This is a genomic window from Chromobacterium sp. (assembly GCF_041912965.1).
Taxonomy (GTDB): Bacteria; Pseudomonadota; Gammaproteobacteria; order Burkholderiales; family Chromobacteriaceae; genus Chromobacterium; species Chromobacterium aquaticum.
Genome location: NZ_JAYSGF010000001.1, coordinates 136,852 through 152,782, shown reverse-complemented (window position 1 = coordinate 152,782; position 15,931 = coordinate 136,852). Strand labels below are relative to the sequence as shown.

Annotated in this window: 17 protein-coding genes; 9 read left to right on the top strand and 8 right to left on the bottom strand. The window is 51.1% G+C overall.

Features of this window, described 5'->3' with window-relative positions; all coding sequences use genetic code 11:
* Window positions 1–21: 21 nt before the first annotated feature.
* The 4 genes from ACE3QM_RS00745 to ACE3QM_RS00730 form a co-directional block, all read right to left on the bottom strand.
* Window positions 22–1,131, bottom strand: a complete 1,110-nt coding sequence (locus ACE3QM_RS00745) for a putative phage abortive infection protein (protein WP_374419516.1) — start codon at window positions 1,129–1,131, stop codon at window positions 22–24.
* Window positions 1,132–1,434: 303 nt separating this feature from the next.
* Window positions 1,435–2,076: an SOS response-associated peptidase gene (locus ACE3QM_RS00740; RefSeq protein ID WP_374419514.1), complete on the bottom strand. Its 642-nt coding sequence runs from the start codon at window positions 2,074–2,076 to the stop codon at window positions 1,435–1,437.
* Entirely contained in the window at window positions 2,077–2,790 is a 714-nt protein-coding gene (locus ACE3QM_RS00735; protein WP_374419512.1) for a hypothetical protein, read from the bottom strand.
* Window positions 2,791–2,800: 10 nt separating this feature from the next.
* Window positions 2,801–3,526 carry a hypothetical protein gene (locus ACE3QM_RS00730; protein WP_374419511.1) on the bottom strand — a complete coding sequence of 242 codons (726 nt, stop codon included), beginning with the start codon at window positions 3,524–3,526 and terminating at the stop codon, window positions 2,801–2,803.
* 366 nt (window positions 3,527–3,892) lie between these two features.
* Between ACE3QM_RS00730 and ACE3QM_RS00725 the strand changes: the two genes are divergently transcribed.
* Window positions 3,893–4,528 (top strand): phage antirepressor N-terminal domain-containing protein, encoded by a 636-nt coding sequence (locus tag ACE3QM_RS00725; RefSeq protein WP_374419508.1) that lies wholly within the window; start codon window positions 3,893–3,895, stop codon window positions 4,526–4,528.
* A 420-nt stretch (window positions 4,529–4,948) separates the two neighbouring features.
* Here the strand turns inward: ACE3QM_RS00725 and ACE3QM_RS00720 are convergent, their stop codons facing one another.
* The gene (locus ACE3QM_RS00720; RefSeq protein ID WP_374419507.1) at window positions 4,949–5,599 is read right to left on the bottom strand and encodes a hypothetical protein; all 651 of its coding nucleotides are present in this window, start codon (window positions 5,597–5,599) and stop codon (window positions 4,949–4,951) included.
* A gap of 346 nt (window positions 5,600–5,945) precedes the next feature.
* Between ACE3QM_RS00720 and ACE3QM_RS00715 the strand changes: the two genes are divergently transcribed.
* Genes ACE3QM_RS00715 through ACE3QM_RS00705 form a run of 3 tightly spaced genes read left to right on the top strand, consistent with a single transcriptional unit; the run spans window position 5,946 to window position 6,978 of the window.
* Window positions 5,946–6,254: a type II toxin-antitoxin system MqsR family toxin gene (locus ACE3QM_RS00715; protein ID WP_374419505.1), complete on the top strand. Its 309-nt coding sequence runs from the start codon at window positions 5,946–5,948 to the stop codon at window positions 6,252–6,254.
* 11 nt (window positions 6,255–6,265) lie between these two features.
* Window positions 6,266–6,670: a type II TA system antitoxin MqsA family protein gene (locus tag ACE3QM_RS00710; RefSeq protein WP_374419503.1), complete on the top strand. Its 405-nt coding sequence runs from the start codon at window positions 6,266–6,268 to the stop codon at window positions 6,668–6,670.
* Between the two features lie 47 nt (window positions 6,671–6,717).
* On the top strand, window positions 6,718–6,978 hold the full coding sequence (locus ACE3QM_RS00705; RefSeq protein WP_374419501.1) for a hypothetical protein: 261 nt from the start codon (window positions 6,718–6,720) through the stop codon (window positions 6,976–6,978).
* A 279-nt stretch (window positions 6,979–7,257) separates the two neighbouring features.
* Here the strand turns inward: ACE3QM_RS00705 and ACE3QM_RS00700 are convergent, their stop codons facing one another.
* Window positions 7,258–7,599 (bottom strand): hypothetical protein, encoded by a 342-nt coding sequence (locus ACE3QM_RS00700; protein ID WP_374419499.1) that lies wholly within the window; start codon window positions 7,597–7,599, stop codon window positions 7,258–7,260.
* A 92-nt stretch (window positions 7,600–7,691) separates the two neighbouring features.
* Complete coding sequence (locus tag ACE3QM_RS00695) at window positions 7,692–8,294, bottom strand: glyoxalase superfamily protein (RefSeq protein WP_374419497.1); 603 nt, start codon at window positions 8,292–8,294, stop codon at window positions 7,692–7,694.
* 384 nt (window positions 8,295–8,678) lie between these two features.
* On the opposite strand from ACE3QM_RS00695, the gene ACE3QM_RS00690 reads away from it, so the two are divergent.
* The 4 genes from ACE3QM_RS00690 (at window position 8,679) to ACE3QM_RS00675 (ending at window position 10,730) form a co-directional block, all read left to right on the top strand.
* Window positions 8,679–8,873 (top strand): hypothetical protein, encoded by a 195-nt coding sequence (locus ACE3QM_RS00690; RefSeq protein WP_374419496.1) that lies wholly within the window; start codon window positions 8,679–8,681, stop codon window positions 8,871–8,873.
* The gene (locus ACE3QM_RS00685; protein WP_374419494.1) at window positions 8,870–9,037 is read left to right on the top strand and encodes a hypothetical protein; all 168 of its coding nucleotides are present in this window, start codon (window positions 8,870–8,872) and stop codon (window positions 9,035–9,037) included. Before ACE3QM_RS00690 ends, ACE3QM_RS00685 begins: the two co-directional genes overlap by 4 nt.
* 154 nt (window positions 9,038–9,191) lie before the next feature.
* Window positions 9,192–9,671, top strand: coding sequence for a DUF1203 domain-containing protein (locus ACE3QM_RS00680; RefSeq protein ID WP_374419492.1), 480 nt, complete (start codon window positions 9,192–9,194; stop codon window positions 9,669–9,671).
* A 123-nt stretch (window positions 9,672–9,794) separates the two neighbouring features.
* Window positions 9,795–10,730 carry a tyrosine-type recombinase/integrase gene (locus tag ACE3QM_RS00675; protein WP_374419490.1) on the top strand — a complete coding sequence of 312 codons (936 nt, stop codon included), beginning with the start codon at window positions 9,795–9,797 and terminating at the stop codon, window positions 10,728–10,730.
* A gap of 220 nt (window positions 10,731–10,950) precedes the next feature.
* Here the strand turns inward: ACE3QM_RS00675 and ACE3QM_RS00670 are convergent, their stop codons facing one another.
* A complete protein-coding gene (locus tag ACE3QM_RS00670; protein ID WP_374419488.1) occupies window positions 10,951–14,760 on the bottom strand; it encodes an SIR2 family protein in 3,810 nt (1,269 codons plus the stop codon).
* Window positions 14,761–14,925: 165 nt separating this feature from the next.
* On the opposite strand from ACE3QM_RS00670, the gene ACE3QM_RS00665 reads away from it, so the two are divergent.
* Window positions 14,926–15,873 (top strand): hypothetical protein, encoded by a 948-nt coding sequence (locus ACE3QM_RS00665; protein ID WP_374419486.1) that lies wholly within the window; start codon window positions 14,926–14,928, stop codon window positions 15,871–15,873.
* The last annotated feature ends 58 nt before the right edge of the window (window positions 15,874–15,931 follow it).

The following is a 15,931-nucleotide window of genomic DNA, read 5'->3' as shown; positions in this document are numbered from 1 at the left end:
ATTTAACAGGTCGCAGCAAAATTATTGATGGGCTCTTTTATTCTTCTGATACTCAAAAAAACTTTTTTCATCAGCAAGTGAATTTAAGTATCGGTGCGATTGAACGACAGATGAAAGAAAGTGGCTACACCCAAAAGCTTTTTTGTCATAATAATAGCTCATGCGGAATAATATAACATCTGGAACAACGCCATCGTAAAAAGGCATATGCTCCAAAAATTCATATCGCTCCACCAATCTCATATACTTCAAAAACGAATCACTCTCATCGAAACACAAGCAGTTTAGTGCAAGAATTTGAGTGACATCATAACTCAAAAAAGATCTAACTATATTTGCATAAGACTTTTCTTTTGTCGTCACTGGCGCCATTTCAATTTCAGATATCTTAAATTGCTCTGAAACTGCTCCATCGGAGCAATTGATAGCAATAAATTTTAGCAATTGATACAACAACCTAAAGTAATGACCAAAAATGTCATTTTTATCGCGAACCAATTTAACAACATACTGGGAAGGGGTGCTGGTTTTTTTTTCGAGGTTCGCTCTAAGCGACTTGATTGGAGAAAGTGCCTCGTCAGCAGGAAATACTGCATGAAGCGTTTGATTATGAAGCTCCAAAAGGGAAAAAAATGTCTTTTCAATCTGTTGTTCTTTTTGGGTCTTAATCTGCAGCTGCAAACTTTGCTCAGCAGCCTCTTGCGCCCTGACCGAACGGCTATACTCTTCTTGCTGCAACGTCAATTGTTTTTGAAAATTCTCCTCGCTGCTTTTTTGGAACTCTGCTGAGCGGTCCTGCTCTTCAATTTGCAAGCGTATGGTTTTTACTAAAATAACAATACTAATAAAGGTGAGAATGGGGTTTAAAGTGCCCCCAAAAAAATCACCAAAAGTTCCCCAGTCACCATTCTCCTTGCTCAAGCCTTCATGAAAGCTGGCAAAATAAAATGCCAAAACCAGAACCATGAAAGCAAAAATCAAAACAACCAAGAAATGCCAGAGTGTGAACTTAGCGCGAAAGCTCTTAAATATTTTACTCATACATGCAATGCAAAACGAATACAGGTGCGCCATTAAAACATTTTCACACCACAAAATCAAATCGGGAACAAAATAAAATTCTTCAAGCATCTCCGTTTCTATGCAACCACCAGTAACGTAAGAGTGGCCATAAACTAGCTATGAGAGCGGCGATCGAAAAAATGGCAAATACGCCTACAACCAAACGCCTAACAAGCGCACTAATTTCAGGCTCAGTAGCACCAGGCGCAAGCAACCATGCCATCAACAATAGAAAAAGGCCGAACACCAATAAAATCCAGGAGTTACGCCAAGCGCACTTCCACTCACGAAGCTGCGGCGAGCAGGAGCTAGCTTCAAAAAAATCCTTAATGCTGAGAAGTCCCCCAATAATTCCAACCCATATCCTCTCCACTACAATCCTCCATTCAAAGTTGGTTTCCTGAGTGGAGCCGCTTCCACTAACATCAAATCAGCCGAGAACGGCGCCAGCATCGCCCGCGCTAGTTCCGGCTCGCGGCACTCCAGCCAATCCCCGTACCGCTCGCGCGGCAGGATCACCAGCGAGCGCTTTTCATCCCCTGGCTTGTGCATGCGCCGCATCAGTGGATGCTCGTCTGCGTTGATCGTGATCTGCGTGAACGCATGCGAGACGCAGCCATCCGGCTCCTGCCATTCCCGCCACATGCCAGCCACCGCGAACAGCTCGCCGTCGGCCCGGCTGATCCGAGTGCGCACCGCTTTGCCAGTCTCGTAGCATGGCTCGAAAAAAGCCTGCATCGGCACCAGGCAAAGTTGGCGCTTGCGCCACGCGCCCTTATACGTTGGCTTCTCCCCTATCGTTTCGGCGCGCGCGTTCATCGTTGTCAGGCGCACGCCAGGCGGTAGATGTGCCTTGGGGATGAAGCCGTAAGACGCCAACAGCAGGCCGTCGGCGGTGATTATCGGGGCGGCGTAGTCCTGCCAAGTTTCGGCGCGCCACTCTAGGCCTGTGGCGTCCAGGCCGAAGCTGTCCAACAACTGGCGGTGAGTGGGTGGGGTGAAGTTGACGCACATTTACCCGCCCTCTCCTAATTTGACTAAATCTCCTTTGGCCAAAAGCCGGGCAGAAACATCGGGGGGCATGAGTAATTCATGATTTGAAACAGCTTCATGCAGAGAAAGAAACCACAAATATTTGTCTTTGTGATTTGGGCTTTGCTCCATTAGCTGCCTTGCCCTATTAGCAGCAGACGTTCCCCACATGAGATTAAATGGGTTGACCAAAACTCTATCTCTAAAGTACAGCAACCCAGCGTGTATTGGAGCCGGATCACCTTCAACCGGAAATCGACAGAGAACCCACAGGTCATCTTCAATTTCCACATCATCAGCGATTACAACTGCTGGCACCCCAACCATTTGTTCAATTTTCACCGCCCTAACCAAAGCCTCACTAACAACAAAAAGGTTTCTTCCTTGGCTTTTTTCCCAGTGTTTACCCTTGGCAATCGAGCCTCTTATCATAAAATCTTTTTGGAGTGCGTGAAACCATAGCATCCTTACGGCAGAGATCAGCGGGGGGAGAACTGGGCATGAGAGAATAATTGAATCAGAGAACATTGAAACAGATACCATCTCTGAATTACTTTGCTGCGACCAGCTGTTAGCCAGAGCCACATAAGCCTCATGCGTAGACTCGAAGTCATTACTTACTCGGCTTGCAAAACCAAGGATGTCGCAAAATGCTACGTAATAAGCATCTGATGCTGATTCATAAATCTCCGTCATGGCCACCCTTTCAGTTCGTGCCCAGATCATTTAATTGACGCATGGTTTCTTCGTAGCTCTTCTTATATATTTCAGAGCTACGCTGTCTTGCTTGATCTACTCGCAATTCCAATTCTTTTTGCTGCTTAGCGGCAACATAGAGTGGGTAGCCAAAATTAAAAACCGTCAGTACCACTGCAATCAATGCAGACTTGGTTTGTCTAGGAAACCCTTGCTCTGATCTTCGTGAGAAATATATAGGTAGGAAAATGGGCCAGACGATTAATGCTCCAAGAAAAATAACAAAGGACTTACTATCGTCTCCATCGTCTCTTGCTTTGTTTTTACTGGTCTCTAATGCCGCCAGGATTCCTGTTGTTGCTGTCATTACAGAATAAAGCCCGACAATCAATGGAATTTTAAAGGCGGGCATCATCACAACCGCAGTTAGAAGTGTTATTCCGCATGCAATGGCAATTGGAAAACAGAGTAATAAGACGCCATAATTCACCACCCAAGACTGAGCGACATTTGTAGAAACGGCCTGGGCGGCACCCTCCTCCATCGACCTGTCGTAGCTCCGGCGCTTGTCCGGGTTCAGCAAGATTTCCGACGCCTGCTTCAGGAGGGAGATATCGAACTGGTTGGCAGTGCCGCTTTCTTTTTGGACATTGGCCTTCTTCAATATGGCCGCTTTCACTTCGGCGTCCGCAGCGTATCGGCCAACGCCGATGAAGTCGTACAAGGTCTGTTTCATGCCTGCCTCCACAATCTGAGAGGCCGATAGATTATCACCTTGTCATGCAGCAATAAATGCAGCGGCCTCAGCTTGCTGTCTTGTCCTTGATCCTACTTTTGACTTTCGTCTGCTCCAGGGCTATCTTTGCTTCGTCGCGTGGACAAATCACGCGATGCGGGCGTAGGAACCCGGAGAAGCACAGGCGGACACCGCCGCGAGAGCGGTTTTTTTGTGTCCATCGCTTGGCATGCCATTTTCTGGCGGGCCGGGCGGGGCCAGCTTGTGCTGGGCCGGTCCTGTGTCCGGTTTCCTACCCCCGTTCGGTCTGCCAACCCGCCGTAGGAAGCGTGTTGGTGGAGCTATCCGCAACACAGGAGCATGATCATGCAAACGCTCTCCGTGCCGTTCCACGGCAACACGCTTTATATCATCCAACTCGCAGGCGAAGCCTATACCCCCATGAAGCCCATAGCCGAAGGCATGGGGCTCAATTGGGCATCCCAGTTTACTAAGCTCAAGCAGCGCTTTTCTTCAGGGATTGTGGAAATCGCAATACCTTCCCTCGGCGGTCAGCAGAAATCACTTTGCCTCGCTCTCCGCAAGTTGACTGGATGGCTCTACACCATCAGCCCCAACAAGGTGCGGCCGGAGTTGCGCGAGCGCATCCGTCAGTACCAGGCCGAATGCGACGACGTGCTGTGGGAATACTGGACGAAAGAACGGGAAGCTGCCGGCGCCCCTGCCCTTCAAGGAGATGCCGCCGCCGACATCCGGCGCATTCTCCCTGACGACGCGGTGATTTTCAGCGAGGGCCGAGTACAGCAGCTGTATTGGCACGCTTGGCGCAGCTACAGGGTGATCATGCAGCAAGAGCTAGATCATGGAATCAACGAAGACACGCTCCGGCTTCACAACACCTGGCGCTCGATGTACCCCAGGCAGATCGTGGACGGCATTCAGCGCGATTTGATGCTGACTTGCTATAAGGGGCTTACTGACAAGGGCACCCAATTAACCTGAGATATAAATACCAGGGGCACTCAGAGAGTTACAACTCTTTCGTGCCCCTTTTAAAATGGGTTCTACCCATAGACTACAAGATGCACAGTAAAAGTCACTTCGGTTTAATTTCCTCATACATCTCCTTACGATTTGGTGGCACAGATGCCGCAGGAGGTGGTCCCTTAGAGAAACCATCGATATGGTCTCTCTTAGTAACCGATGATGGTCCTTCGATTCCTTTTCCGGGAAGCGCAATTTGCGGTATGTCTGGCGTGGGGTTGGGTTTGGGTCGGGCCGAATAATAACAAATCGAAAATTTGCCAGACTTACTACAAGCCTCACCGCTTTCACCACATCTTTTCAACTCCTTTATACTGCACTCTTCGGCTGAAGCAAAATTTGAAATCAGCAGCAAATATAATAGAACAGAACAAACTCTCATTGTTCAACCTCCTTTAATCCGGCCTCCAAAAATTGTATGTAGCAATCCTTATATTCATCTAAGTAATAATTTGCGCACCCCTGTTTCATGTCCTCTATTGAAATATGGGGCTTTCTTGCAATCTCCGACCGCAAGGATGGCGTCGCAACATTAAAGGCTGGCAAACTTCCAGTACTTAATCTTATAGGGTAAAGTCCGCTCACGGCTGCCATCATGGCTCCAATCGTAAAAACAATGGCACCTGTAGAATTGGTGATTAAACTAAATGACACGCCTCTTCCACCAACACTTAAATTACCTCCGCCATCATTTATCCCTACAACAACGAACATAACGCCAATACTCATAGAGGAAAGTCCAATGCTGATTATGGCCGCCCTAATATGTAATTTGGCCATAACCACAGTTTGATTAACCAGTTGGGCTTGTGACCACGAATACATCATGTAGTCATTGTATTCTTTGTTGAACCCTTTTGATGTCGCCATAATCCTCTCGGGAGAGATCAATTCGGTTTTTAAAAGCTTTGCAATCACTTCAGTTGTTTGAGTGTAAGTGCCATACATAAACAAAAGTGGCAGCACTACTCCAAAAAAAAATATCAACAAAACCCTGGCCACCAAGGAAAAATTATCCAGCTTGAACATTATGCATCTCCAATGCTCAACACAATACATTAATACTAGATAGTACATAAATATTAATGAGCAAGAGCAGGAACTACTTAAGTGTAATTACAACCAATGATGGAGTTGGATAGACAAATCCATTCGCCAGGAACTTGGCGTTGACAGTTTGGTGAATAAATAATGAACAGAGATCAGTATTGGAGAGCCTTCACCGGCAGCGGCCAGTAGCTGCTAGCGCTACGGGACCGACATCACACCTGGTTTGCGGTGACACATCCCAGTAAGGACTGAGGCGCGAGTGTAATGGTAAGCATAATCGGCATTGCGGATTGATAAAACTAACGGATTCCGTTAGTATTGAGAAATGGAAAAGCGCACCGCTCACTATTCATTGGATGAAATCAAGGCCGCGGTGCGGGATCGTGGCGTGCTCTGTTTCACCAGAACCGCACGAGCCGGTTTTGTTGAGTTGGGCCTAAGCGAAGCGGAAGCCTTGGCCGTGGTGCAGGCGATTGGCCGGCGGGACTTCAACAAGTCGATGACAACCCATCTAGACCACACCGTATGGCAGGACGTGTACAAACCCATGACCCGATGCGGGCGGGCCTACGTCAAGTTCACGCTGCGCACGGATGGCTCCATCGTCATTTCGTTCAAGGCGTGCGAGGAGTAAAGGAGAACATCATGGCGCATCAATGCCTGAATTGCGAAGCGGCCGAGATGGTTCTTGAAACCAAGGATGTCACGGTCTCCTACAAACATTTATCTGCGGTGGTGCCGGCGGTGACGGGCTGGCATTGCCCGCATTGTGGCGAAATCGAGTTCACCGACGAGGCCAGCTCGCGCCGCCACATGGACGCGCAACAGGAACTGGTGCAGCGTCAGCGTGCGGAAATACGCGTCTTTGTGAAGGCCACCCGGCAAAAGCTCAAGCTGACCCAGGCGGCGGCGGCCAAGATTTTTGGCGGCGGCGTCAATGCGTTCAGCGAGTATGAGCGTGGCGTCACTCAACCGCCAACATCAACAATCTTGCTGTTGAAGATGCTGGACAAACACCCTGACTTGCTTCGAGAAGTGGTTGAAGCCTGATTGAAAGCCCCACTCTTGTGGGGCTTTTGTTTTGAAAGAGGCAGATCATGAGCAAACCCAGAGGCGGCCTGTTTTCAGCCTTTGACAGCCTGGGTCAATCCCAGGCCACTGCCAGCGGCGCCAAGGCTATGGCGTTAGCGCTTCAGCATATTTTGCTGAGCAGACCGGATCTGGCGGAACGCCGCACCTGGCTGGTGGAAAACTTGAACCGTATTGCGGTGGCCGATCCGAATCGAAGCGCGCTGGACGTGGCAAGGCATTGCGGCCGGCTGGTGGCGCAAGGAGCCAAATTGCCATGGGAAGCCTAGGCCCGGCCTCCTAGCCACTCCACCGCAACAGCACGCCCGTCAGCCCCCTGCCGGCCAGATAAGCCATCTCACCATCCGGCCATAGCGGCACGCGCAGGTGTGCTCGTCACCTTGGATCAAATGGCTAAACCCAGCACTGTACCTCTGGCAGATCGTGGACGGCATTCAGTGAGATTTGATGCTGACTTGATGCAAGGGGCTGGCGGATGCGGATAAGGATATCTCGCGGAGGCAGGATGATTGAAGTGAATGCAACCCCAATGAATGGGGCTGCACTTTCTAGCTATTCAAAAAATGAGCCAGTCGTGCGTTTGCGCGCTCAACAACTTCTTTAGAAAAATATGAATTGTACTTAACGACTAGTGCTTCATAACTCCATTCTTGGACAGCACCAACTTCAAGCTGTTTCATAAACCAGTCTGATCCGCCGTCAACTGGGTCCATCAGTATAACGCGCTCTACTGCACCAACCCATCCGTGGTCTCTAACCATAGAGGGAAATCGACCTCTAGTGGTTCGCGGATTAATCTCCTTGTTATTCCGAAAGAGAGCGTCATCAAACCCCTTGATAATTGTTTCAATATAAGTAACCGCTGGAACGCTTATTCCCTTACCTGCCATTGTCGCCTCATAACGCCGGAGCGCATTGTTAATGCGAATTAAGGCATGCCACTCTGACTGGAATGGCATGCAACGTTTTACTCAAAAGAAAATCACAACATCACAACATTTCTTCTCGCACCTCTAGGGCGGACAAATAAATTCACCTGAACCCCATTTTCAGGCGAAGAGAAGTAAGCCATGCTAACAATTCCATACACAGGAACATAATCCTTAACGACACCATCCAACGCATACGCCTCTCGCATTTTTAACAACAAAAATGCAGCCACAGTCTCTTGTGTCATCAACTCAGAAGGATAGCGTTCTTGCTCTGAACCGCGGGGTAACAATCGAACCATTCCATTCAAAAATCTAGACCTATCCATTGACATGGCAATCCTTGCTGTTTCCCACAAATTGCCAGGCTCAATGAATAAATTACCTGCGGGGATTATTGGAAAATCAAACATGCGCTGAAGCGTTTCGGGGAGAACTATTAACTCATCCTCATTCAATGAGTTATTTGAATTCAGTTCGTAACCAATTTCCGGAAGCTTTTTAGATGCGGCATTCCACTCATTAAATCCCAAAAGATGAGAGATCAACTCCAAACAATGGCCATAACAAACCTGATGACCTTTTTCTCGGAGATAATTCTTAGCCGAGCGTGCAAATGTCTTGATGTCCTGCTTAGAGAGGGAGGGTGATTTCATGAAAGTATCCTTGCACAACTCAAACGTGGCTGCCTGCATTACCAATCGCTTCGTGCAAAGAAACAAAAGGAGAAAAATTTACAGATCACTTTCACCGAACTGAATATCAGCGCAGGCGGCAAGCAGCAATCAAGCTCGATAAAATGCTACCAGAAATGCCATTAGAATGTCAATTACTGCTCGCCGTTGCAATCTAAAAATCATTTTTCCTTAGTGCCCGAACGGGTGTACCCCACCGGTAAATTTGTGCTCCCCCACCCAGAGCACTACGGTCACATCGGCTTTCCGTTAAAAAATACCGTTGATAAACTGCAGTCTTGGCCATGGATGCGGGCAATCCTGAATGCCGTGCCATGAGAGACGACTGGCCCACGGAGTGATCCGATGAAAACCTCCCCATCCGCGGTGGAGCATACCGCCATCCATGTCACCGAAACGTCAATCGACGAAGCAATCGAGCAAGAGGCGATCCGAAGATTGCAAAGCCTGGATCCGGACAACTGCCTGACTCATCAACAGCTGCTTGAACACGTTCAAAAGATGGGGGCACGGCCTGGCCAGGAGGGTGAAAAGGGATGAAAACCGCCACCGACTATGGCATCCCGCTTAAGCCGCGGGGACGAGTCATTAAGCCGGTCGTGCTGGACTTGGACTCGCCGGAAGGCCAGGCCCGGCTGATGCAAGCCGCGCACAGGGTGATGCGGCGTCATTATCTGGTGTTGGCGTCACTGGCCAGGAAGTAGCCACGTTACCCTCCCCCCTTAGCCCGCCGTGCTTGAGCGGAGGCTTGCCATTGCACACCGAGAATCTGGAAGACAAGTACAGCAGGAATCGGGTCGCCCCCTTGGAGCCGTCGCCATAGACTTCGTGCGTTCAAATAACACGAAGGAGAGCGGTATGGCTTGGCAACTGGAAACCTTGGATCCTGCGTTCGTGGAACGGGCGCGGCGCGAAGGGATCGATGCGCTCGACCAGCCCGTGCGGCGGATGACGGCCGCCGGCGGCGAACCATTCCGTGACGCGCTGCGACGCGCCATCCCGGGTGAGGAGCTGATTCTGGCGAGCTACAGCCCATTCCACCAAGCCGGCCCCTACCGTGAATATGGGCCGGTTTTCCTGGCAGCAGAATCTCAGCCGAAGTCGCTGCCCGAGCTGTCATCGCTGCTGCGCCGCGTTGGCGAGAACGCCTATCTGGGCGCCAGCGTGGCGCTACGGGCTTACGACGACGAACAGACCATGTTGGAGGCCGCCTTGCTGCCAACGCATGAGCTGGAAGAGACATTGGCGCGCTGGGAAGCACGGCCTGAGATCGCTTGCGCGATGCTGCGCTTCCCCGCCCACGGCTGCTATGCGCTGAGGCTGAACCGTAGCGCATGAGAATGAGACCAATGCGACACAGCAGAGTAGACTCAAATTCACTGCCGGATGGGCCGCTTAGAAGATTTGGCTTACACTCATCAGCACGCTCGCATCGTTCACTGCCGGACAGGCAGCGGCCATATGGCCGATCTACCGATCGAGGCAGGCATGACCCATTCAACCCTTCGTGCGCAAACCTTATTTGGCTGGCGCGATGAGTTCCTCAGCATCCTGGCCAGGCGCAAGCTCAAGCCCAAGACCCTCTGCGGCCGCGCCAACAATCTGCGCTGGCTGTGCGCATCGCTTGGCGACATTCCGCTGCAGTCGATCCGGCCGGCCCACATCGTCAATACCATCAAGCCGATTTGGGAGTCTGGCCGTCAATTCACCGCCAGGCGGGTGCTGATCGAAGCCAAGGATCTGTTCAACGAAGCGATCTATGCAGAGCTGATGGACCGTAACCCTGCAATATTCCTGCGAGCCCTGCCCACCGAGGTCAGGCGCGCGCGGCTCACGTTGGCGCAATGGGAGTCGATACATCAAAGGGCCGGCGAAAAAGGAAAGCTGTGGTTTCAGCACGCGCTGCGGCTGGCGCTGGCGACCGCCCAGCGCCGCGCCGACATCGCCCGTCTCTCCTTAGCGGCGATATGGGATGAGCACTTGCATATCGAACAGCAAAAGAACGGCACCAAGGTCGCCATTCCGCTGCAGCTATACTGCCCGCCGTTGAAGCGGCAGTTGGGCGACATCATTGCAGAGACCCAGCACTACCGCGCGGGAGGGCAATACCTGGTCAGGAAAACAAATGGCATGCCTTACGAGGTGTCGGCGCTGACCGTCAACTTCGCCAGCCTGCGCGACGAGGTGATCCCCATCACAGAATGGGAGGGGCTGGAGCCGGCAACGTTTCACGAAATCCGCTCGCTCAGCGAACGCATCTACCGGCCCTATGGCATCAACACCAACACCTTGCTAGGCCACACCAGCCAGGCGATGACTGACGGCTACAATGGAACGCGGCGCCAAAAGGAGAAGGAGTGGCGTCGGCTTGTCCTGCATGGCCTGCCTCCCGCGTAATCGCACACCACAGGGTGGCGCCAGCGCCGCCCTGCTCTTCCCTCAGTATCTGCCCGCGTTGATGAAGTAGGTGCCGGCGAAGAGAAAATAAGGAAACCGCAGCTTTTACTCGAAATACCGCCCTCTCAAACTGCCCACTTAGCAGACGTAGACCAGAAGCCATGCTTCTGAAGCATCTAGGAAGTTGGAACAAGTAGCAGGGTTGTCGGGCATCCGAGATCTAGCTTCGTTCAACGAGATCGATAAGACGCAAATAGCGTGGATCTGCTGTCAGATCGGGTTTAGTTTCAGAAATTAGTGTTAATACCTTTGACAACTCGTTTGGCGGACGGGTGAGAACCTGAGGAGTCACTCTGTTCATCAAATCCAGTGTCGTTTCAGGAAATAGAACGGTAATCGGCTTTTCATCGTGGATTTCTTGGGAGAATCGATAGAACGGATGGTCATTTGCCTCCACCGGCACCAAGAACTTCTTTACCGCTTCGTAGACGATCGGGAAGCTATCGCCAGTGTCATCAAGCAGGCCGATCCAGGCCCTCACTGATGCCGAAGTCTTGTATCGAGCTTCTCTCGGCCAGTCCTCGTTGAGCAAGGGGATGACGTGTTTGACCCAGCCGCTCTCGTTCTTCTGGCCGACCTGGCCCAGCCAAAAAATAAACCGGTTCCGGATTTCGTCAGACATCGCTCGCAGAATCGAGCGCATTTCCCGTCGTGAAAAACCACTTGGCTCATCTGGGTGAAACACCCGTATGAAGCCTAGCCAATGAGCAGCTACCTCTGAGAGGTTTCGATCCCAAGCAAATCCTTCGACCCTAGGGAAGAGATCAAGCAGGAGCGGTTTGATGATCTCTGTTAATGGCGGCCTGGGATTTTGCCCGCAATGAAGAAACCCGTGCCACGCTGGCTCCGAAGCTGGATGTTCAAAGGCCAACATTGGAATAAGGCGTTCCTTGGTCCAGGCGGGATCGACGAACATGAGCCAGCTCAGCTTGCTACTCGCTATCGACACGGCATGATCTGAGCCCTCACCCGGTGCAGCAAAGAGGCGTTCGAGACGAGACTTGATGTGATCTGGGATTAAGGACTCGGCCTCCTGTCTCTCTCCAGGTACCGCTTGAAAAAGGGCCTCAGTACACATGCCGATGGGGCCGTTGATCGCATGGTCAAATGTGCGCCGGGACGGGTGGATGACTTTTCCATCACGGTGGACTTCGCCAAGACCGCTCTTCGCTGCATCTTCGCCACCTCTCAGGATGCCATCGACGACGTGATCGTAGACTGTCCAGCCGAGATTATCATCAAACTCAAGGACCGCGACCAAATTTTTTTCGAGCCATTGCCCCAGGGTATAGCGCAGCTTGGCTATATCCGTATGTGGAAGTCGCGCTACTCGGTTCAGGAAGACCCGTCTCAGCCTGGGTGTGATGTCTGCGGGTAGTTCATCGATCATGGCCGACCAGAACACTCCAGGATAGTCACCGGCCTTTCCTGCAATCGTCAACGCAGACAACGCTTTTCGTGGATTTGCTTTCACCAAACCAGTGAAGGGCCGCCTCTCGGTAAAACTGTCAAAGTCCCGTTTCAGATCTTCCTTTGCCCTGGAGACTACCTCGTTTACGGGAAGGTCCAAGATTACATCAGGTTTCTCGTCAGTACCGACCCAACCCACGTGAGAGCCCCGTTCGATCACAGTCGAGGTGGCCCAGCCGTCAGTCCAATCCGGAATGCCTCTGATCATCTTGGCAAGCCGTTCACTGCGATCTGCCGTCAGTACACAATTCTGTTGTTCGAGATACCGTGCGTATCTGGCGGCGAGCCCATCCCGCATCCTAGGGAACTCTTCGTCAGACCAGTAGGAAAACTGATCGGGGCCAGACAAGATGCGGTCGATGAGTTGATGTCGGCTCTCCAGAGAGAACTCCTCCCAACGGTCCACCAGCAAGAATAGAAGCTCTCGAACCACATTGAGGTCCCAGAATACCTCCTGATCTAAGGACAAGACTTCTTTGGCGACATGGTCGGCCTCGAAGGCGTCCGCTTTGCTGAACGCATACAGCTTGAGCTTACGGAAGAAGAATTGGTCCGTTGTGGGCCAGGTCGTTGCATGTGCATTAGCCAGTTCTGGCCACTTCGCAGCAATTCTGTCAAAAAGTTGCATAAACCAAGTCACGACTTCCGTGGCCTTCGTGATGTTTTCGCCCCCGTCAACCTCACGGTTTGGATAGCCGGTTGGAGTCTGAAAGTAAGTGGTATCGATATCCCCCAATAACCCTGAGGCGACGATTAACTGTTCCTCCACGATGCCGAATACCTGTGGCAATAGATCATCGGGGACATTTAAGTTTTCGTTGTGCCGATTAAGAAATACGACTTTAAACTGACCTAGATCCCTGAGATGAATTTCTTCCCAAGGCTTCCACGGTGGTCGGGACTGGCTCAAGCCATACGGAGGCTTGATCTCCAGTCGAGGCATCGAAACCCTCCGGAATTCTCGCAGAACACTGGCCGTCCACCCCTCCGAATTGATCCGGCCCTTCAAGTTGAACCAATCGTTGTTCCACTGACGATTGCGAGGGTCTCGATGGTGTTCGAGAGTCAGATTCCAGATATGACGAGCACGCTCATGGAGATCCTTCGAGTTTTCTACTTGCCACTCGACTTGTTTCAGCAACCGCGGATGTAGTCCGTTTTGCCGTATGGCCCACCAGGCCAACACCGGGCTATTGATTGACTTGCTGATCCAGGTGATGAGATGGCTAAGTCTTATCGGAACCATCTCGAAGCCTTCGGCCGGTCGCCCACCCAACCGAAGAAAATCATGCGGGGTATCGTCCTCATTGCGCCAGACAAGGAGATTATCGTTGCTGACACCTTGCCTACGATCATCCTCAGAAATGTCCTCTAAGTCGTCATCGAGACCATAGGCGGCTCCAGGGTCGAAAACCTCTGCATTGTCCCCATAGTTACGGCTCAGCTTGGCTGATCGGACATCCGCGTCCATTACGCACACCCATTCTGGATGAGGCGCCGGATCGGTCTCTGAGAACAATCGTGCCCCCTGCACTGTGCGAAGGACATGAGCAATTTGGCCTCGTTCGTGAGGGAAGAGATCCTTTGGGTCCTGCTGACTATTGGCGATTACGGATGCACGCCACTTGCGTGGATCATCGGCCCGGTCTGCCCACGCTTCCATGCTCTTCCATAAATCTGAATGGTCGGAATATGCTATGGCTGTGGCGCCCCGGTCACGCCACTTGGCTTCAATCTCTTCAGGAAGTCCTCGGTCAAAGGCATAAAGCCTAGATCGATCATACTTGCCGTCATGGTTGAGACCTTGAAGAAGATATTTGATTGGCGGATCTTCCGCCTGATAGCCGACCAAAACGACAGTATATTGTTCGAGAAGGTGCCTAATGAAGTTGGTTGCCCATCCTTCTGCGAGGTAAGCTCGTCCGAAGTCCGCGCTGCTAAGAACGTAGGGATGACTCTCAGAGGCTGCATCCTTTAGTCGCCCATGTAGATACGTGATCCCTTCTATCGTCGATCCGAAGTTAAGGTCGGGAAAAGCAGGTGGTTCATGCAGGTCTAGATGCCCTCTCTCATTTCCTATCTCGAATAATCGGTCGAAGTTTGTCGTGACAATTTGCGGCACGCCACGCTGGCTCGAAGAAATCCGCTTGATCAGGCCGTGCTCGTACCCCAAATCGTTGACTTCTAAGGGGGTACTCAACCGCTCCGCTACCAGAGCATTCACTTCATCCTTACCATATTCGAGGTGAAGTAAGTTGAAAATTTGATCGAGTGGGACATTCCCTGCAGACCGCTTATCAAGCCATGGTTGAAACGCAGCCATGATTTCTGAATCGGCAGGGGGGGCAAAGAACTCAACGACATACCGGGTGAGGTCGACAAAAGTCGGCATTCCTGATGGTGACGAAACTCCGGCACCACACAGAAAAACAACGCGGCCAGCATCACAGCGTTCTAGGAGGATATCCGGTATGGAAGGGCCATTGGGGTGGAATCTCATGCGTTCAATTTACCATTATTTGTTTAGCATGGTATAGTCTCTGACATAATCTACATGGCCTTTACCTGTGCGCATCCAGATCCTCCTCAAAGGATTGAAGGCCACGGATGATGTATTTCATACAAATTCTGCAAAGTTCCGCCCGCCCATGAAGGCACCTGTTCAATGAATGAAGATCATGGCAGAAGCAAAATGATTAAGCCAAAGTTAATCATCGATGAGAGCATGCTCAAACGAATTGCAGCAAGCTTTACAGGTCAACCAATTACCATGGGGCCAGACGGAAAAATGCTGGCGCCTGGCATTGTTGACCTACTTGACGTCGAAAACACCACTTCTCGCTGGACACCCAACGACGATCGAACCGGCATGCTAGTGCTGGCAGCCGAAGCATGCCGTGATGTTGCGTTTTACTCAGAACGCCTGATTGACTCCAAGACACGGCAGAGAGCCATGAGGGGAGTCACTGTGCCAGTCTGCAAACTCATGGACGTTACGGCTCTTCTTGTATCGAAGATGAATGACGAAAAATCCCGCGACAATCGTGCCCAATGGCAAAATGCAGATCAAAAAACCTATCATGAGGTAGCCAAGCGCTTAAGAAAAAAACGTCTTCAGGGTCCCGTTAGGTGGGTTCGCAACAAGATTGCTGCGCACCTTGATGCTGAGGCTTTTACAGCGGGCACCGACTACCTAAAGCTGGACGATATCCTGGGGGCCTTTGGAGATTGCGTGATATTGCTAACGTTGTCGATGAACTACCCATCAAGCTGGTTCAGCTGGATTCGTAGTCTCGGAGCATCGCCTGATGGTCAACATCACATCGTAGAAACGATGTTCGAATATCCAATATGTGTTCGCTGGCTCACAGACTTGGACGGACGTCCAATTGCATCGGGGCAGACTACGTTGGCAGAAGATCCAAGGCATGAACTTCAATTTCAAATGTTTGAAGCTACCAACGCTTACAACGAGTTGGTAAGTAAGACGAACACAGAACTTCCATTTATTTTCATGAAACCAATGAGTGATGCTACAGGCTCAATTCAGAAAGACTCGAAAACAAACTACCTTCTTGAAAGAGTAAAAATATTTCAGACCTCCAAAGGCTAGCCCCCTAATCATTAGTTAGCGGTGGAGCACTGTATTCTACCCCCCCCTAGTTACCAAA